This window comes from Pedobacter planticolens (assembly GCF_014172375.1).
Lineage (GTDB): Bacteria > Bacteroidota > Bacteroidia > Sphingobacteriales > Sphingobacteriaceae > Pedobacter > Pedobacter planticolens.
In genome coordinates, this window is the sequence record NZ_WNXD01000001.1 from 1,130,665 (window position 1) to 1,153,768 (window position 23,104).

Annotated in this window: 18 protein-coding genes and 1 riboswitch; of the genes, 11 read left to right on the top strand and 7 right to left on the bottom strand. The window is 33.4% G+C overall.

All coding sequences use genetic code 11. The features are described from left to right. The first annotated feature begins 9 nt into the window (after window positions 1-9). From glpT to GM921_RS04705, 3 genes are read left to right on the top strand one after another with little or no spacing between them, the layout of a single operon-like run. Complete coding sequence (gene glpT / locus GM921_RS04695; protein ID WP_182921446.1) at window positions 10-1,371, top strand: glycerol-3-phosphate transporter; 1,362 nt, start codon at window positions 10-12, stop codon at window positions 1,369-1,371. Window positions 1,372-1,388: 17 nt separating this feature from the next. Then, window positions 1,389-2,081, top strand: a complete 693-nt coding sequence (locus GM921_RS04700) for a GDSL-type esterase/lipase family protein (RefSeq protein ID WP_182921447.1) — start codon at window positions 1,389-1,391, stop codon at window positions 2,079-2,081. A gap of 3 nt (window positions 2,082-2,084) precedes the next feature. Beyond that, entirely contained in the window at window positions 2,085-4,295 is a 2,211-nt protein-coding gene (locus tag GM921_RS04705; protein WP_182921448.1) for an alpha-N-acetylglucosaminidase, read from the top strand. Window positions 4,296-4,458: 163 nt separating this feature from the next. Here the strand turns inward: GM921_RS04705 and GM921_RS04710 are convergent, their stop codons facing one another. Together GM921_RS04710 and GM921_RS04715 are read right to left on the bottom strand one after the other, a co-directional pair. Next, a complete protein-coding gene (locus GM921_RS04710) occupies window positions 4,459-4,914 on the bottom strand; it encodes a hypothetical protein (RefSeq protein ID WP_182921449.1) in 456 nt (151 codons plus the stop codon). A 68-nt stretch (window positions 4,915-4,982) separates the two neighbouring features. Beyond that, entirely contained in the window at window positions 4,983-5,759 is a 777-nt protein-coding gene (locus tag GM921_RS04715; protein WP_182921450.1) for an XRE family transcriptional regulator, read from the bottom strand. A 134-nt stretch (window positions 5,760-5,893) separates the two neighbouring features. Between GM921_RS04715 and GM921_RS04720 the strand changes: the two genes are divergently transcribed. Continuing rightward, window positions 5,894-6,244 (top strand): GIY-YIG nuclease family protein, encoded by a 351-nt coding sequence (locus GM921_RS04720; protein ID WP_173269060.1) that lies wholly within the window; start codon window positions 5,894-5,896, stop codon window positions 6,242-6,244. Between the two features lie 54 nt (window positions 6,245-6,298). Here GM921_RS04720 and GM921_RS04725 read toward each other — a convergent pair whose 3' ends face one another. Then, window positions 6,299-9,418, bottom strand: a complete 3,120-nt coding sequence (locus tag GM921_RS04725) for a basic secretory protein-like protein (RefSeq protein WP_182921451.1) — start codon at window positions 9,416-9,418, stop codon at window positions 6,299-6,301. Window positions 9,419-9,492: 74 nt separating this feature from the next. Beyond that, complete coding sequence (locus tag GM921_RS04730; RefSeq protein WP_182921452.1) at window positions 9,493-11,952, bottom strand: transglycosylase domain-containing protein; 2,460 nt, start codon at window positions 11,950-11,952, stop codon at window positions 9,493-9,495. Window positions 11,953-12,178: 226 nt separating this feature from the next. Between GM921_RS04730 and GM921_RS04735 the strand changes: the two genes are divergently transcribed. Both GM921_RS04735 and GM921_RS04740 read left to right on the top strand, forming a co-directional pair. Next, window positions 12,179-13,060 carry a polyphosphate kinase 2 family protein gene (locus GM921_RS04735; RefSeq protein WP_182921453.1) on the top strand — a complete coding sequence of 294 codons (882 nt, stop codon included), beginning with the start codon at window positions 12,179-12,181 and terminating at the stop codon, window positions 13,058-13,060. 165 nt (window positions 13,061-13,225) lie between these two features. Further along, window positions 13,226-13,417: riboswitch (cobalamin riboswitch) on the top strand. A 91-nt stretch (window positions 13,418-13,508) separates the two neighbouring features. Continuing rightward, the gene (locus GM921_RS04740; protein WP_182921454.1) at window positions 13,509-15,380 is read left to right on the top strand and encodes a TonB-dependent receptor plug domain-containing protein; all 1,872 of its coding nucleotides are present in this window, start codon (window positions 13,509-13,511) and stop codon (window positions 15,378-15,380) included. A gap of 83 nt (window positions 15,381-15,463) precedes the next feature. Here the strand turns inward: GM921_RS04740 and GM921_RS04745 are convergent, their stop codons facing one another. Beyond that, complete coding sequence (locus GM921_RS04745; RefSeq protein ID WP_182921455.1) at window positions 15,464-16,717, bottom strand: serine hydrolase; 1,254 nt, start codon at window positions 16,715-16,717, stop codon at window positions 15,464-15,466. Window positions 16,718-16,922: 205 nt separating this feature from the next. On the opposite strand from GM921_RS04745, the gene GM921_RS04750 reads away from it, so the two are divergent. The 3 genes from GM921_RS04750 to GM921_RS04760 all read left to right on the top strand — a co-directional run bounded on the left by GM921_RS04750 (window position 16,923) and on the right by GM921_RS04760 (window position 18,950). Then, entirely contained in the window at window positions 16,923-17,504 is a 582-nt protein-coding gene (locus tag GM921_RS04750; RefSeq protein WP_182921456.1) for a DUF6580 family putative transport protein, read from the top strand. Between the two features lie 68 nt (window positions 17,505-17,572). Beyond that, on the top strand, window positions 17,573-18,265 hold the full coding sequence (locus GM921_RS04755) for an SIR2 family NAD-dependent protein deacylase (protein WP_182921457.1): 693 nt from the start codon (window positions 17,573-17,575) through the stop codon (window positions 18,263-18,265). After that, window positions 18,258-18,950 (top strand): Dph6-related ATP pyrophosphatase, encoded by a 693-nt coding sequence (locus GM921_RS04760; protein WP_182921458.1) that lies wholly within the window; start codon window positions 18,258-18,260, stop codon window positions 18,948-18,950. Before GM921_RS04755 ends, GM921_RS04760 begins: the two co-directional genes overlap by 8 nt. A 405-nt stretch (window positions 18,951-19,355) precedes the next feature. On the opposite strand, the gene GM921_RS04765 is transcribed toward GM921_RS04760, so the two are convergent. Both GM921_RS04765 and GM921_RS04770 read right to left on the bottom strand, forming a co-directional pair. Then, complete coding sequence (locus GM921_RS04765; RefSeq protein ID WP_182921459.1) at window positions 19,356-19,604, bottom strand: hypothetical protein; 249 nt, start codon at window positions 19,602-19,604, stop codon at window positions 19,356-19,358. A 40-nt stretch (window positions 19,605-19,644) separates the two neighbouring features. Beyond that, entirely contained in the window at window positions 19,645-21,813 is a 2,169-nt protein-coding gene (locus GM921_RS04770; RefSeq protein WP_182921460.1) for a S46 family peptidase, read from the bottom strand. Window positions 21,814-21,961: 148 nt separating this feature from the next. Here GM921_RS04770 and GM921_RS04775 point away from each other — a divergent pair, with 148 nt between their 5' ends. Continuing rightward, window positions 21,962-22,459, top strand: coding sequence for a GAF domain-containing protein (locus GM921_RS04775; RefSeq protein ID WP_182921461.1), 498 nt, complete (start codon window positions 21,962-21,964; stop codon window positions 22,457-22,459). After that, entirely contained in the window at window positions 22,452-23,057 is a 606-nt protein-coding gene (locus tag GM921_RS04780; protein ID WP_182921462.1) for a DNA-3-methyladenine glycosylase, read from the top strand. Before GM921_RS04775 ends, GM921_RS04780 begins: the two co-directional genes overlap by 8 nt. The last annotated feature ends 47 nt before the right edge of the window (window positions 23,058-23,104 follow it).

A 23,104-nucleotide genomic window follows, 5' to 3' on the forward strand; every position in this document is an offset into this window, starting at 1 on the left:
CCAAATAGTATGAGTTTTAGACTTTTTCCTGCTCCTGCGGCGCATAAACCTTTGTTGTCTCCTGAGAAAATTAAATCAATATATAGTAAAGAACGAATTAAAGTTTTTATAGGCATTTTTTTAGGCTACGCAGCTTATTATTTTGTGCGAAAAAACTTCTCTTTTGCTATACCAGAACTTCAAAAACTAGGATTTAGTAAAGGCGAATTGGGTTTAGCGGCATCTGCACTTTCTATCGCCTATGGTTTTAGCAAATTTTTAATGGGAAACATATCCGATAGGAGTAATGCAAGGTATTTCTTATCAATAGGTTTAGTGCTATCGGCTTTTACCATGATTTTTATGGGATTAGTTCCTTTTGCTACTTCATCAATTGCCATTATGTTTGGTTTACTATTCATAAATGGATGGTTTCAAGGAATGGGTTGGCCACCTTGCGGTAGAGTTGTAGCGCACTGGTATTCGGTAAGAGAAAGGGGAACGGCAATGTCGGTTTGGAATTTAGCACATAATTTGGGTGGTTTTTTAGTTGGTCCATTAACGGTTCTTGGTTTTGAACTTTTTGCAGATTGGCATGGAAAACTGTATTTCCCAGGTATGGTGGCAATTTTATTTGCTTTAGTTGCTTTGTTATTGGTAAGAGATACGCCACAATCTGTAGGTTTACCACCAATTGAAGAATACAATAATGATTATCCAAAAAGTTACGATGCAAAAACACAAGAACAAGAGTTTTCGGCTAAAGAAATATTCTTAAAATATGTTTTTAATAACAGATTGCTTTGGTACATCGCTATTGCAAATGCTTTTGTGTATTTGGTTAGAAACGGGATTATTAACTGGGCACCAACTTTTTTACAAGAAGCAAAAAACTATACACAATCTGAAGCGGCTTGGGCATCAAGCGGTTATGAATTAGCTGCCATACCTGGTACTTTACTTTGTGGAATAATAAGTGATAAGGTTTTTAAAGGTAGAAGAGCACCAGTAACCATTATTTATATGGCAATGACTTTGATTGCGGTATTGGTGTATTGGAAAAGCCCTGAATCAAATCATTTGGTACAAAATACTTCTCTTTTGGCAATTGGCTTCTTTATTTACGGACCTGTAATGTTAATTGGTGTACAAGCAATTGATTTAGTGCCAAAAAAAGCGGCAGGAACAGCGGCTGGTTTAACAGGTTTATTCGGTTATTTTATTGGAGATTTATTGGCAAATGCGGCATTAGGTCGTTTAGTTGATAAACAAGGTTGGGATGCAAGTTTTATGGTAATTGCCATTTCTTGTCTTGTTGCCATTTTCTTCACTTCATTTACTTGGAATAGAGAAAAGAAAAATCTGGCTAATCTTACTCCATTATCTCATTAATTTTTATTTTAGCTCACATGAAATCAAATTTTAATAAGTTATTAGTTGCGCTGGGATTAATTTTCGTAATTTCTTTTAATCAAGCGAGCGCCCAAACTGTAAAATGGGATAGTACCTATCGACCAGGAAAATATGTAGAACAAGTTGCCAAATTTAAGGCTGATGCGAAATCTAAAAAAGATTATATCTTTTTAGGAAATAGCATCACTGCTGGCACAGATTGGGCAAAGCTTTTAAACTTGCCACAGGCGAAAAATAGAGGTATTTCTGGCGATGGTACTTTTGGAGTGTTAGAGCGTTTACAAGATGTAATTGATGGAAAACCTGCTAAAATATTTATTCTAATAGGAATAAATGATGTTTCTAGAAATATACCTGATAGTGTGATTTTAGGTAACTACAAAAAAATTGTAGAACGAATTAGAAAAGGTTCGAAAAAAACTCAGATTTATTTCAATACGTTGTTGCCTGTAAATGCATCTTTCGAGAAATTCAAAAACCATTATGGAAAGGATGACCATATTCTTTGGTTAAATAGCGAAATAAGGAAATTAGCTGCAAAAAAAGTAACCGTTATAGATTTGTACCCTCAGTTTTTAGATAAGGATAGTCATTTAAAGGCAGAACTTACTAAAGATGGTTTGCACCTTATTCCAGATGGATATAAAGTTTGGGCAGATTTTTTAAATGCTAGTGGTTATCTAAAATAGTGAATGAAAACAGTTGTATTTAATTTTTTATTTTTTCTCTGTTTTGCGTTAAATAGCAATGCACAAAGAACGGTTGCTAATTCTCCAGAAGTTGTAAAAAGTCTTATCAAAAGGATAATTCCTACACACGCCAGTTCTTTTGAGGTTAAATTTATTCCTCAAAAAGATAATAAAGATGCTTTTAGTATAGAAACTCATCAAAATAAAATACTATTGAGTGGTTCAAATGGTGTTTCTATTGCAAGTGCATTAAATTACTACCTTAAAAACTTTACAAATTGTGATATCAGTTGGAACGGATCCAATTTAAAATTACCTAAAGTCTTACCGTTTCCTAAACAAAAAATAACAAAACAAACGCCATATCAATACCGCTATAACTTAAATTATTGCACATTTAATTATAGCATGAGTTGGTGGAACTGGGAAAGATGGCAGTGGGAAATAGATTGGATGGCATTAAATGGTATTAATATGCCATTGGCGATTACTGGTCAAAATTCGATATGGAATAGAGTGTACAAAAGTTTAGGATTTACAGAGCAAGATTTAAGTACTTTCTTTAGTGGTCCAGCATATTTTAACTGGTTTTGGATGGGAAATTTAGATGGATGGGGCGGTCCACTTCCGCAATCTTTTATGCAATACCAGGAAAATTTACAGAAGAAAATTCTACAACGAGAACGAGAATTAGGAATGACGCCTATTTTGCCAGCCTTTACTGGGCATGTTCCTCCTTCATTTAAGGATAAATTTCCGACAGCAAAACTTAAAAAAACAAATTGGCAAGGTTTTAACGATGTGTATATTTTAGATCCTGATGATCCTATTTTCACTCAATTAGGCAAAAAATTTATTGAAGAAGAAATTAAAACCTTTGGAACAAATCATCTGTATTCTGCTGATACTTTTAACGAAAATACACCTCCAACAAACGATTCTCTTTACCTCAATAATGTGAGTAAAAAGGTATACGAATCAATGTCGGCAGTTGATAATAAAGCGGTTTGGATTATGCAAGGTTGGATGTTTTCTTATTCTGCGGCTTTTTGGCAACCTACTCAAATCAAAGCTTTATTAAATGCTGTTCCAAACGATAAAATGATTGTGCTCGATTTGTATAGTGAAAGTAAACCTGTTTGGAATAAAACAGATGCATATTACGGCAAACCTTGGATTTGGTGTATGCTCCATAATTTCGGTGGTAATGTGAGTATGTATGGACGAATGGATGAAGTTGCAAATAATCCATCTGCGGCGCTTCATGATAAAAACTCAGGAAAATTATCCGGTATTGGGCTTACACCAGAGGCGATAGAACAAAACCCAGTTATGTATGCTTTAATGCTCGAAAACGTTTGGCAAGATCACGCAGTTAATTTAGATACTTGGCTACCTAATTATATAAGCAGGCGTTATGGTGCTAAAAACGAAGATGCGAATGCTGCCTGGAACATTTTACGTAGAACAGTTTATAAAGGTGATATTAGATCTGGTGGGGCAGAATCGATTATAACGGGCAGACCTACTTTTGCCAAAACAAATAAATGGACGAATACTAAGAAATATTATAATCCAGCAGAGCTGATAAAAGCACTCGAATTATTTAATAAAGCTGCAGTAAAATTAAAAGAAAGCGATGGATTTAAATACGATTTTATTGATTTAACACGTCAGGTAATGGCAAATTATGCGGATACTTTACAAATTCAATTTGCAATTGCGTATAAGAATAAAAACAGCAATGAATTTAAACAACTAAGCACACGTTTTATAAATGTTATTGAAGATCTGGATTTACTTTTAGCGAGCAGAAAAGATTTTTTATTAGGTAAATGGATTAATGACGCTAGAAAACTAGGAAATACTCTAACAGAAAAAGATATTTACGAACAAAATGCCAGAAATCAAATCACATTATGGGGAGATAAAAATAGCCCATTACATGATTATGCCTGTAAACAATGGTCTGGCATGTTAAATGATTTTTATAAACCCCGTTGGCAACAATTTATAAATGATGTAAATGAGAGTTTTGAGACTAACAAAGCATTTAATCAAAAAGTTTTTGACGAAAAAATTTCAACTTGGGAATGGGAATGGGTAAAACAACGGAAATCTTTTACAGATAAGGCTGTTAATAATGAAATTGAGATAGCGACTAAACTATATAAAAAATATCTGCCTTTATTAAAGTCTATTTATAAAGAGTAAGAGCCTGTTTAAATTTTATTCAATTACATTAATCATCTAATTTGTCACGCTGAGCGTAATCGAGGCGCCTTTCTAAACTTTGAAAAATGGTCTTTTACTATGCTCAGACTGACATAATTCTTAAAAAAAAAGCCCTGACATTTGTTAGGGCTTTTTTTAGCTTTTAATTATTTGCAGGAGGTGCTGGTAGAGGTGGTGGAGTTTTATCACCACGACGCAGACCTTTTGGCCATTTTCTATCTTTCATTTTTCCCCTCATTTCATCACGAGAAGCAGCTAAATTTTTTTTCTGATCCGCAGTTAAAATAGCATCCATTTTTTCTTTGCTTGCTTTAAGAAAAGCTTTGCGCTCGTCCATTTTACCTTTCATAGCGTTTTCATCTTGTTTACGCCATTCATCGTTCTTTTTAACGCGATCTAATTCTACTTGGTAAACCTTTTGTTTCTGATCATCGGTTAAAGCCAATTTTTGCTGCATATTCTTGCTAGCCATTTCAGCTCTTTGCTCTGCAGTAAATTTAGCAGCTCTAGGCGCTTTTCTTACTCGAGTGCTGTCTTGTGCATGAGCAGCAGTAAATCCAATTACTACAATTGCTATGCTTAAAATTAATTTTCTCATAATGTGTTGCTTTTATTGGTGAGATGTAAAAAAGTGTAAACGGTTTAAAAGCAATACGTTAAAAAGTGTTAATTTTTATTTAATTGAGAAATTGATTTTTGCATTTGAGCCATCATACTCGATAAAGTTTCTATAGTTGGTTCTGGTGTTGGATCTGGTAAAGTGGTAGATATATATGCTTTTGCTCTCCAGATCTCTAGTATATCATCTGCATCAATAGAATATGGATCATATACTTTATTGTCTGAAATTAATTTCAATTCTTTATTTTCTTTAAAACGATTACCTGCTCTTTTATAAACTACGCCTTCATTTTTACTAATGATAACATACGTTTCTCCAGTTTTTACATCGCCCCAATTATCCATATACTCGCCAATAATTACACTTCCAGGTTGTATGGGCAACATAGAATCTCCCATAATTTCAAAAGCTCTAAATGTACCTTGTCGTAAAGCGGGTAGGGGAAGCTGAAATTTTGGTAAATCTTGAATGTATTGTGGATCGGAAAAACCATTCAAATATCCTGCACTAGCTTTTACAGGCACCAATTCTATATTCTCATTATCATTTTGATCAACAGAAATACTTAATACCCTTAAATTAGAGCCCTGACTTTTTGGTTTTGGTTTCCAACTATCATTTATGCTTTCGTTGATAAATTCATCAATCGTTAAATCAAAATATTCTGCTATTTTTTTTAGTAAGTCATATTTTGGTTCAGCTCTATCTTCTTCGTAGGCTCCAATTAATGAACGCTTAATTTCCATAGCATCAGCGAATTGCTGTTGTGTATGACCTTTTTTCTTTCTTAAGTACTTAAGGTTACCCGAAATGTTTGACATAAAAAATAATTTTAAAATAAATTTGTTTTTACTAAAATTGTTAGTATTATTGTGCTCATAAAGTTAGTAATATTTATTAAAAGTACAAACATTTATCTAATTAATTTAGTTTTTAATCTTTAAGCCGAGAAGTCATGAAAAAATTTGTTTACATCGTAACCGACAGAAATCGCACAAGTTTACACGTAGGAATGAGCGCAGACCTTATTAAAACACTTGATTTTTATAAGCAAATGCCAAACTTATTTTTTGATAGTGGACAGCAATTAACTCGCTTAGTTTATTTTGAAGAATTTAAAACTGAAGTTCAAGCGTTAAGCCGTTTTAAATTAGTTAGCCGTTTTACTAGGATGCAAAAAGAAAGAATTGTTCGTTCTTGTAATCCAGATTGGATTGATTTAACTATTGGTTTAGATTTTGAAAATATTCTTTCTCATCAGAAATTGAATACGCAAGTAGCTTTACCGTTGAGTATCTTATCATAAAAAAAGCGTCTCGATTTAATCGAGACGCTTTTTAAAACTATATTAATTGTTTGCTTACCAACCAGGAGCAAAGGTTAATCCAAATACACCAACTTTTACATCCGAACGTGTGAAAGGAATAGCATAATAAGGTTCAATTACAAAATAACCAAATACATTAACTCTTAAAGAAACTCCAGCACTTATAGCAGGTACACGTTCTGCAGGAGTTCCATCAGGTAATAAAACTCCATTTGGTTCGCCTTTAAACGAAACTTTAGAATCTTCTGTCCAAGCTAAACCTGCATCAAAAAATAGGTTCAAGTCTGTAAATAAAAACTTCGATGGAATTTGAGCTAACTTTTTAGGTCCAGTAAATGGTAATCTAACTTCGAAATTAAATACAGCTAGTTTACTGCCAGATAATTGATTGATATCAAAATTTCCAGTATTCGCTACTTTACTATTATAAAATGAATTTGCTTCGTATCCTCTTATTAGATAACCATATCCAGCATAAAGAGGATAAAGATTTTCTCCATCTCTACCTAAACGCATGTAATTATAGGCTCTTACTGCAAAAGTAACTGGTTTTACTCTGAAATATTTTCTTATATCTGCCGTAACAGCTGTGAAACTAAAATCTCCAAAATATTGTTCAACACCAACTCTATATCTAAAACCATCCAACGGAGCAGTAACTCCGAATATTGAATTATCTCCAATAAATGATGCATTTGTTTGGAAAATAGAAAATGGTTTCAATGGAATTCCTAATGTATTTGTTGCCTGAGCATTCGATACTTTTTCTTTGTCTGAACCTAAATAACCATAAGGATAGGAGCCAGATTGGTAATAATTATTAAATCTATCTAAGCGATAACTATAATAAGAGAAAGCGCCACCAGCTTCAAAACGGTGAACTTTATTAAAAGGATAAGAACCAAATACCTCAAGTTTATCTTCAAAGGTGCGTAAAACATTAGTACTTACCGTATCAACAGGGTTTGCGCCTGATGCAGGATTATAAACTCCAATACTTCTAAAGCCAGTAACATACGGAATATGAGAAAGGCCAACTCCCCAGTTAATTCTGTGTTCTTGATTTATATAGCCAACTAATCCTCCAAAATCATAAATTTCTCCATTTATAGAAAGGTTAGCAATAATTTGATTTCTACCCAATATATCACTAAACATACCAATAATACCACCTTGTACACCTGTTCCAAATCTGCTTGAAGATACACCTACGCCACTATTTGCCAAATAATCTAAACGAAATTTTGGTCTATATGGAACAACTTTCATCGAATCAGTAATTACTTTCTCAAAGCGATCAAAGTTGCCTAAATTAGAGTTTACAATATTTACCCCAACATTTTCCATTGGAGGTAATATTGCCGCATCAAAATTTACCTCTTGTGCGTTAACAGGTTTCGCTTTAAAATTACTTAATGGAGAATTATACAAAGTATAGCGCTGGTAACGATAATAACTATACACAATATCATCGTTTCTAGAAACCGTTATCGCAGGCGAGAACTCCGTAATACCACTTATGCCTGTAAAATAATCTGTTAATTGTTTTACCGTATTATCGCTTAAAGTGTATTCGTATAAGTTTCTAAAACCATCGCGATTTGATAAAAAGAAAATACGTTTGCTATCTCCAGAAAACTGTGCATTCAAGTTATTAGCTCCTGGAAAAACAGGAATATTTGTTAATGATTTAGTTGAAATATCATAAACTGTTAAATTGATAGGATTAACAGCATTGATATTTCCACTTGCAATTGCAGCTCTATCAGATGAGAAAACTATTTTTTTGCCATCTGGCGAGAAGTTTGGTGCATAATCAGAAAAATCATCATTTGTAAGCTGAGCAACTTCTTTAGTGTTCATATTATATGAGAAAATATCGCTCTGACCTTCTACCATTCCAGAAAAAGCAATTTCTTTTCCATCTGGCGACCAAGTTAAATTACCAAATTGTTCCACTTTGCCCATGTCGGTTTGAAATAGGGTAGTGCCATTCGTTACATCAATTACTAACATTTGATTTTTGCCCTTGCTAAAAATACTAAAGGCAAATTTCTTGCTATCTGGTGACCATGCTCCTGCAGATTCTATAAAATTATAATCATCAATATGTGAATTGGCAACCTGACTGCTTAATTTTCGAAGGATTTTCCCCGTCTTGGCGTCGGCCAGAAATAAATCTATACCGAACAAATCTTTCTCAGAAAGAAAAGCTAAATACTTGCCATCTGGACTTATAGCTGGCGCCACATTCATATTGCCAGCATTTTTGTTATCTATAATTTTAGTGCCTGATATTTTAATTTGAGAACTATCAGCTTTTAACAATGGTCTATAATGTTCTTCAATAGAGTTTTTCCATAAACCAGATAATGTTTTATCATCGTATCCAAACGTATATTTAATACCATTTTCATAGCCATATCTAGCTGTAGCCTTAAATAATGGAACAATAGTAGTATCACCATAAAGTGAGCCTACAAACGTCCAAAAAGCTTGACCATAACGATAAGGGAAGTATTTATTGGAATTTGTTAAATCTTTTAAGGATGGAATATCACGATTTAATAAGGCATCTCTCATCCACATGGAGGTAAAAGCATCCTTTTTCCCGACAGATAAATATTCCGCCATACCCTCTACCATCCATAAAGGAGTATTTCCAACGTTTTCTAAACTTATCGAGTCCTTTTCTAGTAAAAGATGGTATTGAAAAGCATGCACTAACTCGTGTCCTAAAACGTGCCTAGTTTGACTTTTTAAATCCATTACTGGCATTATCACCCTGTTTTTTAAAGCCTCAGTTACACCACCTGTACCTACACCAATTTCTCCATTTAATGCAGTTGTTTGCTGAAAATCTGGGTGATTATTATATAAAATAATAGGGTTTTTAGTTAAAAAAGTATCTCGAAAAACTTCCTGATGCATTTTATACCATGTTTCTGCATCTTGCGCAAAGTTTTTCAGTAATTTTTCATTCTTAATATAATAGTAAATATCAAAGTGAGGAGTTTGCAACACTTTAAAATCTTCATTTTTATATCTTACTTTATTTTGTCCAAAATATTGGGCTTGCACCGAAATGACGGACACCAAAATAAATAATAGAATCAACAAAGGCTTCCTTATAAAAGTAGAGTTTCTATTCATTGTTGTAAGTTTTTAAGAACAGTATGATGTATTAATTTACGAAAATTATGCTATTTAGTTTTGAATACAAATAACTAACCTCCGCCGGTTTTATTTTTTTCTTTTTCTTCTTGACGTTGTTTTCTACGTAATTCTCTTTCTTCTTTTTTAGTTAATGGAACAACAGGAGTAGCTGGAGCTTGTTTAGGTGCTGTTTCGCTACTTTTCTTTTCCTCCGTTTTCTGAACTTCAGTTTCTGGTTTGATAACTGGTATTTGTTCATCAGTGGTCGGAACACTCATGTCAAGTGAATCAACTTGAGTACTATCTACTTCAGTTGTATCAACTTGTTGACGAGGTGTTGGGCAATTAAATTCTATTGTAATGTCTACTTTAGCTTTTGGAAAAGGACCATAGGTATATCCACTATTTGGATCATGGTACACTTTTTCCATAAACTTAGCGAAAATAGGCAGCGCTGTATGAGAACCTTCGCCTTGGTCACCATTTTGAAAATGAGCCGTACGTTCATCACAACCAACCCAAACGCCAGTTACTAAATCTTTGGTAATACCCATATACCATGCATCTACATAATCTGATGATGTACCTGTTTTTCCACCAATTTGGTTATTCTTTTTAAATAAATCCCATTCCCATAATGCTTGCGAAGTTCCTCCAGGTTCTTCCATACCACCTCTAAACATATACAGCATTAACCATGCTATTTCTTCTGTTAATACACGTTTAGTTTTAGGTACAAATTCTTCAATTGTATTGTCATTTTGATCGGTAATTCGCTCTACTAAAATAGGATCAGTTTTTACACCTTCATTTAAAAAAGTTCCGTACGCTTTTACCATTTCATATACCGAAACATCATTTGGACCTAAACTTACCGAAGGAACTGAGGCTAAATGACTTTCTATACCACACTCATGTGCCCATTTCACCACATTATCCCATCCAACTTTTTCGGTTACTTGAGCCGTTATTGTATTTACTGATCTCGCCATAGCTAAGCGTAAAGACATATCTTGGTAGGTGTTTCCCCAATTGGCATTTTTTGGTTCCCAATATTCAGTTTTTCCTCCATTTTGATAAGGGATTTTAACAGGTTTGTCTGTAAATTTATCGCAAGGAGTCATGCCACTTTCTAAAGCAGCTAAATAAGCAAAAGGTTTAAAAGTAGAACCAGCTTGTCTTTTAGACTGATTAACATGATCATATTTAAAGAACTTATGATCGATACCGCCAACCCAAACTTTAATTTTTCCACTTTTAGGTTCCATAGTCATCATACCGGTATTTAAAATTTTACCGTAATAACGAATAGAATCCATAGTCGAAAACAACGTATCTCTATCGCCTTTGTACGAAAAGATTTTCATCTTTTTCTTTCTATTAAAATATGCATCAATAGAATCAGTATTGTTGTTGTATTTCTTCTTTAATAAAGCGTAAATAGGTAAATTCTTTTTTGCCCTATCGGGATAATCTACTTTTTTACGCTCCGAATCTTCCCATGGATCTTCATTACCCCAAACGTTATAAAATCTCCGCTGTAAAATCCTCATCTGATCTTTTACAGCTTCTTCAGCGTAACCTTGCAATTTAGAATCGATGGTAGTGTAAATCTTCAAGCCATCTTCATATAAATCAATGTTGTTGTCTTCGCACCATTTCTCCAGATATTTATCTACAGCCGCTCTTAAATAAGAATCGCCATCGCTGCCATCTCTCATTTTTCCTTCTTTTAATTGTAAGGGCAATTTGGAAAGTAGAGTTGCACTGTCTTTACTCAGATAATTGTTTTTAGTCATTCGATTAAATACAATATTTCGTCTTTCTATTGCTTTTTCAGGATATTTTAATGGGTTATATGCTGTTGTTGCATTTAAAACACCCACAAGAAGCGCTGATTCTTGAACATTTAACTCATTTGCTTCTTTATCAAAATAAATTCGAGCTGCCGTTTTTATCCCATACGTATTATTTCCAAACGAAACCGTATTTAAGTACATGGTGATAATATCGTTCTTACTATAATTAGACTCCAATTTCAAGGCTGTCATCCATTCTTTAAGTTTAGAAACCAATGTTCTAACCACAGGGATGTGTTGAACTAATCCTGATGATTTATTATAACGTGTACGGTACAAGTTTTTAGCTAATTGTTGCGTTATGGTACTTGCCCCACGTTTATCGCCTGTGGCTGTAGAAATACCACTCGATAAAAGTGAGCGGAAATCTATACCATTATGTTTATAAAAACGAACGTCTTCGGTAGCTACTAATGCGTTAATTACGCTAGGTGATATTTCGTTATAGTTAACAGGTGTACGGTTCTCTTTAAAATAGCGACCAATTAATTTTCCATCTGAAGTATATAATTCTGAACCAACTCGTTGCGCTGGTTTTTTAATGTCTTTATAGGAAGGAGAGTAGCCGAAAAGCCACAAGAAATTCAGCTGTAATGCGCAAAAGAAAATAATTATGAAAAATACAAAAAGTGAGATATAGCGAACGTATCTATTTTTTATTTCTTTAAACATGGGATAAAGATGGAAAAAACGTGAAATATTATCTGTTAAATTGTGTTAAAAGTGTAAGTACAAATTAACGTATTTAATTTGCTTAAATTTTAGTCTATATTTAAAAATAAATAAAGCTAACTAAACGATTATGGGTTTATAATTTAAATTACATTCAGCAAACTCATGATATTCAATTGTGTACAAAATGCTTTTTTAACTTTAAATTAAACAATAATTCTACGCTATGAAAACGAATACGAAAAAATATTTAGCTCAACCCGATGGTAAATTTTTGCTGAAAGATTTTAGTACAACTTATGATGGCCATTTAGATAAAGAAAATGGCAAATTAGAGCTCGAAAAAGTAAAGAAAGAATTGGATGAATATCAAGAAAAACTATATGCTTCTGGTTCGCATTCTATTCTAATTATTTTTCAGGCAATGGATGCTGCAGGGAAAGACAGCGCAATTGAACATGTAATGTCGGGTTTAAACCCACAAGGTTGTCAGGTTTTTAGCTTTAAAGCACCAAGTAGTGAAGAATATAAACACGATTTTTTATGGAGACATTATAAAGCGTTGCCAGAAAAAGGAAGGGTTGGTATTCATAATCGTTCGCATTATGAAAATGTGTTGGTTTGTAAGGTTCATCCAGAATATGTGCTGAGTGAAAACATTCCAGGTTATACTGATGTAAAGAAAATAGATCAAAAATTTTGGAAAAATAGATATGAAAACATCCGAAACTTCGAAAAACAACTAACGGATAATGGAACGGTGGTAATTAAATTCTTTTTGCATGTATCTAAAGAAGAGCAAAAACAACGCTTTTTAGATAGAATAAATGATCCTGCTAAGAACTGGAAATTTGCTGCAGGCGATTTAAAAGAAAGAGCTTTATGGAAAAATTATATGCAAGCCTATGAAGAAGCTATACAAGAAACCTCCACTAAAAATGCGCCTTGGCATGTAATACCTGCAGATAAAAAATGGTATGCCAGATTAGCTATTAGTCAAATTGTATCTGAAACTTTTGAGGAATTAAACTTGAAATATCCAACATTACCAAAAGTAGAATTGGCGCAGTTAGAAACACTGAAACAACAGTTGTTAAATGAAAAATAAGTATATTAAAAAGCTGTATTAAAGAGTTTTTTAGCCACAGATTAACAGATTTTAAGCGTTCAACATTCTGTATTAATCTGTTAATCTGTGGCCAAAATATTTAACCTATCAACTAATAAGACAAATCATTTCTAAAACTGATTTTTTCATAACAAATTAAAATATACCTTTGCCTCGCTTTTTGGTTTCCGATTTTATATCGGAATTAAAAGGGAATACAGTGTAATTCTGTAACTGTCCCGCAGCTGTAAGCTCTAAAAAAGTTTTTCAAATCTAAAGTCACTTTTCGCATCAAGCGGATGGGAAGACAGGAAAACCAGAGTAAGTCAGAAGACCTGCCTAAAAGTTTAATATTTCATAGCTTTCGGGGATTGAAGCTAGGAGTGGGACTTTTTAATACCTCATTTCTATTCTGATTCTGTTGCTGTGTGTGAAAAACTCACAACAAATGAACAAAAAAACTAAATTAATTGCTGCAAGTCTAGGACTTGTACAATTGGCCCTATTGGGGAACAAAGCGCTGGCTCAAGAAGCCCAAAACTTAAATGAAGTGGTGATTACCGCTACAAAAAACGGACAAAAACAATCACAAACTGGTAAAGTAGTAACTGTAATTACTAGCGAAGAATTAGCTCACAGCAGCGGAAGAAATTTAGCTGAATTGCTAAATCAACAAGCTGGAATTACTGTTGCAGGTGTAGGAAGTAACGCTGGGAAAGACAAAAGTCTATTTTTTAGAGGTGCTGGAAGTGCTTATGCTGTAATTTTAATTGATGGTATTTTAGTTACAGATCCATCTGGAAATGGCGGTGCTTTCGATTTACGCATGTTTGCTATTGATCAAATTGAGCGAATTGAGATTTTAAGAGGCGGACAATCTACTATTTATGGTTCTGATGCGGTAGCAGGAGTGGTGAACATTATCACTAAAAAATCTGGCAAAAAAGGAAATAATGTATATGGCGTAGCAAGCGCTGGAAGTTATAATTCTTACAAGGGCACCATCGGTTTAAGTAGTAAAGTAGACGCATTTACATACAATTTAAGCTATTCGCATTTTAAAACTGATGGTATTTCTGAAGCTGCCAATCCAGTAGGGAATACACAGGTTTTTGACAAAGATGGTTTAAAGCAAGATGCATTAAATGCTAATTTCTCAGTGCAATTAGATAAACGTTTAAGTGTAAATCCTTTTCTGCGTTATTTCTATGGCAAATTTGATTACGATGCTGATGCTTATACCGATGCAAAAAACACTTCTGTTTCAAAACATTTTAATGGTGGAGTAAATGCAATTTATCAATTAGATAAAGGAAAAATCACCTTAAATTATAGCCACGAAAACACTTCAAGAGATTATGTAAGTACGTATTCGGGTAAATACGAAGGAAGTATGAATTTAGTAGATGTATTTTATAATCAAAATTTAGGTGATAAATTAAATCTCCTTTTAGGTTTAGATAACAGAGCTACAACAGTTACTCATTTTAATTCAACTACTTCAAAAGAACCATCTGCAAATTTATTTAGTACATACGCATCATTGTTTTTACATGATTTAAGCGTATTTAACTTAGAAGTTGGTGGTCGTTACAATAAGCACAATAAATATGGAGAAAATTTCACCTATGCTGTAACACCGAGTATTAATATTACGAAAGAAGTAAAAGTTTTTGGAACAGTTTCATCTGCGTTTAGAGCACCTACTTTAGAAATGTTATTTGGTCAATATGGTGCTAATTTAAACTTGAAACCAGAAAAATCTACGAGCTATGAAGCTGGTGCACATTTTAATTTCTTAAATGAAAAAGTAAATCTTCGCGTTGTTGGTTTTAAACGTAATATGACTGATGCAATTATTTATGGTGCTAATGGGTATATCAATCAAGATAAACAGAATGATAAAGGTTTTGAGATTGAACCAGGCGTTAAATTAGGTATATTCTCAGTAAACGGTTATTATGCGTATGTAGAAGGGAAACAGATTTCTGGAACCAAAACTTCTGATGTATTATTACGCAGACCAAAAAATACATATGGTGCAAATGTAGGTGTACAAGCAACAACTGATTTATATTTAAGCGCTAACTACAAATTTACTGGCGAGCGCATAGATAGCGATTTCAGCTCTTATCCTTCGGTAAATAAAGTATTGGGTTCGTATAACTTGTTTAATTTTTATGCTGAATATGCTTTAGCTAAAAAACGTGTTAAAATCTTCGCAGATTTGAAAAACATAACTAATGAGAAATACACAGAAATTATTGGTTACAACACAATGGGCTTTAATATGAATGCTGGTGTAAACTTTAATTTTTAAGAGATTTCATTGATTTTAGCCGCAGATGCGCAGATTATTTTTATCAGAATGTTACGATAAAATCTGCGCATCTGTGGCTATTTTTATTTATTGCTATAATCCATTTTTAACTTATTCAAATCTGGTAAATGCTTTTTAGCTCGATTAAGCTCATACTCATAAATACTTCTTCCCAAATTTTTCATAAAAGGATAACAAACAGTTTCGTATTCGTATTTACCATCGTTATAAATTCCATCCTCATTACTTTGCACCACAGCAGTTAAAAAGTATTCGATATTGTTTTTAAAATTTACGAAGTAAGAATTGTCGATGATAAAACCATAACTATCTCCGTATTTATTAAAAATTCTAATATTTGGATCTAATACTGCATTTTTCTCCCTTCCATAATACAACATTTTGGCATAAGTTGGCCAAAACTCTTTCGTATCATATTTAGGATAATCGCTTTCCGTAGGGTATTTACTCATGTAGGTATAAATGAGTTTATAATCATCTGGCCTTAAATTAAATCGCTCATTAACAGGATAAGCTTCAGGCATAATTAATCGTTTCATTAAAGATTGTTGATCAGAAACTGTAAAAACATTTTTGTCGGCAAAACTATAAGGCTCATTTACCAATTTCTCATTGCTATCCATATAACCTTTTCCCACAATTAAATTGGTCAACTCTAACGGATAATCTTTAGCATCATATTGTTCAGGTTGATGATAAACTAATTTATCACCATCATAAAAGTCAATCGGATTGGTGTGTCTTGCAGATTCGCCGCCATCACCAATGGCTAAACGATTTAAAATTCTACTTTCAGTTAAGCCATATTTCTTCAGCTTTGCATTAATTTCACTTCTTCCTAAAAATTCAAATAGGCGATTAAAAGCATCATTATCGCTGGTTAACAAAACTTTTTTAATATAATGAGCTAATGATGGTTTTCCGTTTGCCGCACTTTCATCTTTCAATACCTTAGTTTGTCCTTTAAAATTACTATCGGTAATCATGGTTAAATTTGCAGTTAGCCCTTTGCTTTTTAATTCGTTTACTTTCTCTAACGCAAAAATAACTCCAGCCAATTTTACCGTACTGGCCGGATAGAAATATCGCTTTGCATTTAAATTATAGCTGAAAGTTTTAAAACTTGGCTTGTTGTTTTTATCTCTATTTATTTGTGTGTAAATAACTTGAACCTCATTATGATTAGGATGATTTAATATTCCAGAAAACAACTCTGGTTTACTTTTCATTAATTTTGTTAGAAATAAAGTATCTGTTTTTTGTGCCATCGCTTGGTAGCCAATTAGAAATAATAAACAAAGGAATAATTTGCGCATAACTAAAAATTTGATAGTTAAAGATAAGATTTTCTATTTTCTAACACTAGTTGACTTATAAATTCTATATTTTTTATTCAGGATTTAAAAAGCTAATTTTGTGTATCAATTATAAAGAAATGAAACCATCATGAGTTTACGCTCACAAAATGAAATGAATAACTCATGATAGCTTCATCACCATTAAAAAACAAATTATATCCTGATGAAAAATAGTTCTAGAACGCTTGTATTGTTATTGTTAATGCTGCTAATTGTTGGTTTAAGGGTTATTGCACCACTTTCACCAGATTTTAAATTAATAGCCAATTTCTCTGGAATAGGAGCTGTAGCTTTATTTGGCGGAGCTTATTTCAAAAATAAATTTAACGCTTTTGTATTACCATTATTAGTTTTATTATTGAGTGATATTGGCCTTGCTTTAACAATGGGTAAAGATTATGGCTTTTATCAAGGTTGGTACTATACTTACATTGCCTTTGCTTTAATTGTGTTAGTAGGTCACTTTATGATTAAAAAAGTAAACGTTCAACGCGTTTTAGCCGCTAGTTTAACTGGTGTTTTAATTCATTGGATAGTTTCCGATTTCGGCGTTTGGTACGGTTCTACATTTTACCCTCAAACATTTGCTGGTTTTTGGGCTTGCTTAGTTTTTGCAATTCCTTACGAACTTAATTTCTTATACGGAACTTTAGCGTATTCAGCAATAATGTTTGGTGCTTTTGAAAGCTTAAAAGTTAAATATCCAGCGTTAAGCTTGAAAAATAACACTGCTGTACATTCATAGAATATAAAAAATATATAAAAAACCCTTTTGTGCGATGTACAAAAGGGTTTTTTTGTTAAATTAGTATAATGAAGAAAAGATTGGTTGTTTTAACTGGTGCGGGCATTAGTGCCGAAAGCGGACTTAAAACCTTTAGAGATTCGGACGGTTTATGGGAAGGGTACAATATAACCGATGTAGCAACCCCAAGCGCTTGGCAAAGAAATCCAACTTTAGTGCAAGAGTTTTATAATGAACGCAGGAAACAAGTTTTAAAAGCAGAACCAAATCTGGCGCATTTAGAATTAGCAAAGCTGGAAGAAGATTTTGACGTACAAATTATTACTCAAAACATAGATGATCTGCATGAGCGTGCTGGCTCAACACAAATTACGCATTTACATGGCATCATCACTTTTGCTCAATCTGATAAAAATCCATCGTTACTTTACCCTATCAAAGGGGATGAAATAAAAATGGGCGAGTTGTGCGAATTAGGTTCGCAATTACGTCCTCATGTAGTGTGGTTTGGTGAAGCTGTACCAATGATAGAAACTGCCGCATTTATTTGTGAAGAAGCAGATATATTTATGTTGGTAGGTACATCGTTAGCTGTTTATCCTGCAGCTGGATTACTTGATTTTGTGCCAGCAAACGTTCCAAAATACATTATTGATCCTAAAATCCCTTTGGTAAATCAGTATGCTAATCTGATTAAAATCGAGAAATCAGCAACTGCTGGAGTAAAAGAAGTAGCGAAACTATTAAAAGCAAATGCCTAAACAAATTCCTGCAGTATTTAATTGGAGTGGTGGTAAAGACAGTACATTAGCTTTACACCATGTTCTACAACAAAAACAATATGATATCCGTTATCTGCTAACCACGGTTAATAGTTCTTTTAACCGCGTTTCGATGCATGGAGTTAGAGAAGCTTTATTAATAGATCAAGCAAATAGTTTAAAACTTCCTTTGTTTCAAGTGCGTTTACCCGAAATGCCTGATATGGAAACCTATGAAAAAACCATGTTCGAGCAGGTTTCTAAGTTAAAAGCTGAAGGAATTACATATTCTATTTTTGGAGATATCTTTTTAGAAGACCTTAAGGTTTATAGAGAAAACCAATTGACTAAAATAGGGATGGAGGCCATTTTTCCCTTATGGAAAAGAGATAGTTTAACTTTAGTAAAGGAATTTATCGATTTAGGTTACAAAACTATTGTAGTGTGTGCGCAAGATGATTTACAAGATTTTTGTGGAAGAGTAATTGATCATTCCTTTCTAAATGACTTGCCAAAACACATTGATCCATGTGGCGAGAACGGAGAATTTCACACCTTTGTTTTCGATGGACCAATCTTTAATCAACCCATAAATCTTGAAGTAGGAGAGCTAGTTTATAAAACTTTTCCTACTCCAAATGAAACCGATAAGCCATCTGGTTATTGGTATATTGATTTAATTTAAAAAGGATAATTCTATCCTTTGAATCTTAGTCGTCATTTCGACCTTGCGGAGAAATCTTTGAACTTTCTATTTTAAAGATCTCTCTGTTCCGCTGCGCTCCAGTCGAAAGGACGAGTGTAAAGAAAAGGCCCGAAAACCTAAAACTTTTAAGAAAAAGTAAATTTTAGATTTTTAGGCTAATTTACATCAAACCTCCCAATTATTTGGCTAAAATGATAATCGATATTATATTTTGTTTATGTGTTTATTTTGTTAAATATCAGTAAGTTATGATTATACAATTTAACTAATAGTTTCCTTAAGTATGGAACACATAGGCTAAATAGTACTATTTTTTCAGAATAATATTCTGTTTGTTAATTAAACAAACTATTTTACAGTTAGTTACGTGTTTTATATAAACTCTTACTGTTGTCTTTGATAAGCTGCTGAAAAATCTGTTCTCATGCTTTTGAAACGCTCTACAACTGTAGTCATAAATGCTTCATCAAGTATTTGAAAAATCTCATTCGCCCCTCCTCCGCTAAGGTCAAGCTCTGATAATTTATAGCTTTGCTCCAACTGACCTTGCTCAAATTTCACAATGTATTTTTGGTTCATGTTAAACAAAGTAATCTTACAATCGGGGTGTGGTAATTCGGCAATTATTCTCATGTTATTTTATTTATCTCATCAAAGCATGATGAATTTAGTATTATAAGTTTACACCCATTTCTTTCAATAAGAAATCTGCATGGTCTATTTTAGCAGCAACCCAAAGTACGTAACGAATATCTACACCAATAGATCGACTATAACTTTCATTCCAAGCATAGTCATTAATAGTTGCTTCGTAAGCACGATCAAAGTTTACCCCAATCAACTCTCCATAAGCATTCATAATTGGCGAACCAGAGTTGCCGCCGGTAGTATCCATGTTATATAAAAATGCTACAGGAACATCATTTAGCTCTTTTTTAGCGAATGGACCAAAGTCTTTTGCATCCCATAATGTTTTAATTTGAGATGGATATCCAAAATCAGGGTTACCAGTTGCGCCTTTTTCAATAATCCCTTTAATACTAGTATATGGCGCCATATAGCTTGCATCGGCAGGAGAGTAGCCACGAACATGACCGTAGGTAAGCCTTAAAGTGCTATTCGCATCAGGGATAAAATCTTTCTGCAAAAACTTCTCCTTTACATTTACATAATCGCCCATTAGTTTATTTAAAACACCATCTCTACGGTCTTTTTCAGGCTTTAATTCTGCTATTTGCTTGGTAATGTCTTTTTCAAACAGTAATAAACCATCGTTATAATCGCTAAGGGATTTACTAGATTTTAAGATGTTATTCAACACATAGTTCTTGTCTTTTAGTTTACTCAGCCCAAATGCATCATTAATGTAATCATCTATCATCGCATTGCTATTAGATCCTTTACTTGTTATTTTATCAACTGCATTAACTCTTTGGTTAGAGCTAAATGATGAAGCATCAGCCAGCATCTTCTTAAAAATTCTACGGTCTACATCAATGTCAAAAGCATCATAAACTGTATTTAAAGCTTGTTTTAGCTTGTCTATATTAGCATTAAAGTAAACTTCTTTTTGCGCTGCAGGCTGACTTTCTAACTCCGTTTTAAACGTATTTAGCTGCTTTGAAACATTTAATAAACTAGTTGAGGTGTAAATTTGAGTTAACCACATATCTCTGTAAGCATCACCATTTATTTGCTTATACAATAGATCAATATCAGTCATTAGATTGCCGTATTGCGCCTTTACATCAACATTGTTATTAATAAATTGCGCTAAAGCAGCATCTTCTTGTTTTTTTTGTGCTACCAAATCAATTCCTTTAATGCCTTTTAGTTTGCCTCTGTAGTTCTTCATTACATTAGCATTCTTTTTAATTCTTGTGGCTAACTTTAGTTCGGTTGTTTTATCTCTTTTACCTACGTTTTCCATTGTAGTGTTCTGGAAATCATATAATTCAGATGTATAAGGTAAAAGGTATTTCTGTTGATAATCTATAAACTCTGCAGGGCGATGACGGAAAGTCTTACCAGGATAACCCAAGATAAACACAAAATCCTCTTCATTAGTTCCATTCGGATTAACCTTTAAAAACTTCTTAGGCGTATATGGAACGTTGTTTTTAGAATATTTAGCTGGTTTACCATCTTTCGATACATAGGCTCTCATAAAAGAGAAATCACCTGTATGGCGTGGCCAAACCCAATTATCAGTCTCTCCACCGTATTCGCCAATCTTACGATTAGGTACATAAACCAATCTTACATCCTGAATGGTTTTATAACGAAACAACACATAGCTTTTACCAATAAACATTTCTGATACTTCGGCCTTAATAGTTGGATCTTTTTTCTCAGCTTCTAGTACAATGTTCTTCATTACATTGTTAATTAACTGTAATCTTGATGCTGGGTCTTGTACTTGAGCAACAGCGCCTAAAACTTTGTCGGACACATCTTCATAACTATCAGTAATACGGCAGGTTAATCCTTTTGCTTCAATCTCTTGTTCACGACTATTAGCCACAAATCCATTGTTTAAATAATCATGTTCTGGCGTACTTGCTAGTTGTACAGCACTAAATGCACAGTGGTGATTAGTAATAATCAATCCATCATTAGAAACAAAAGAACCTGTACAACCGCCAACATTTACTAGGGCATCTACTAAGCTTATCCCGTTAGGATTATAAACTTCGTTTTGATCTATTTTTAAACCCGCTTTCTTTAAATCTAGTTTGTGTATTTCACTTAACGGAAACATTCCTTCTTCTGGCGGACTGTAACCAAACTGAATTAATCCAGCTAATAATAGTAAAGTAATTGATAAGGTTTTCTTGTTCATCTTGTTGTGTTAATGCTTATAATCGCCAAATCTAAGTATTTTGTTTAAAGTAAAATCACAATGTGGAATAGTAATAGAAATGTTAATTCTTCACTATAAAACCAGATTATTTAATCATTTCGTAGCTTTGTTATTCAATAAAAACGTCATGGCAGAAGATCTAACAATAACTAAAACTGGTACTAAAGAAGAACAATACGTATCACTAATCCCTCAAATAGAAGCATTGCTTTATGGCGAAACAGACTTAATAGCTAATTTGGCTAATGTTTGTGCAGCCTTAAAAGAACAGTTTGGATGGTTTTGGGTTGGTTTCTATCTCCTAAAAAATGATGCCATGCCTGCCGGCAGGCAGGAATTAGTGTTAGGACCATTTCAAGGGCCAGTTGCTTGTACCAGAATTAAAAAGGGAAAGGGTGTTTGTGGTGCATCTTGGGAGAGGAATGAAACTATTATTGTACCTAATGTAGATGAATTTCCTGGTCATATTGCTTGTGCTTCTGCTTCAAAATCTGAAATTGTATTGCCTCTTTATATGGATAATAACATTATAGGTGTATTGGATGTAGATAGTGAGTATCTTGCTCACTTTGATGAAGTTGATAGTAAATACTTAAATCAAATACTTAGCTTGATACATGCCTAAATTACCGTATTCTTTTTACCAACAAGAAGATGTAGTTAGCCTTGCAGTTCAGCTTTTGGGTAAGCAACTATTTACATTAGTTGATAGTAAATTAACAGGCGGAACGATAGTAGAAACAGAAGCCTATAACGGTATTATCGATAAAGCTTCTCATGCATACAACAATCGTTTTACGCCAAGAACCGCAACTATGTATGAAGCTGGAGGGATTTCTTATGTATATCTCTGTTACGGTATTCATCACTTATTTAATGTAGTAACCAATACCAAAAACAATCCAAATGCAGTATTAATTCGTGGTATTGAGCCTATAGAAGGGCTTTCAACTATGTTGGAGCGTAGAAATATGCAGAAACTAGCCCCACGAATTACCGCCGGGCCTGGTGCATTAGCCAAAGCACTAGCCATTGATAAGAACTTAAATGCTAAAGATTTACTAGGTGATGAGATTTGGATTGAAGACAACGGCATTCACTTTAAAGAAGATCAAATAATAGCCTCGCCGCGTGTTGGAGTAGCTTATGCAGAAGATCATGCTTTATTACCTTGGCGTTTCTACATCAAAGGCAATAAATATGTAAGCAAACCTAATTCATAGTTTTTCAATTAGTCTCAACGTCATGCTGAATTTATTTCAGCATCTGT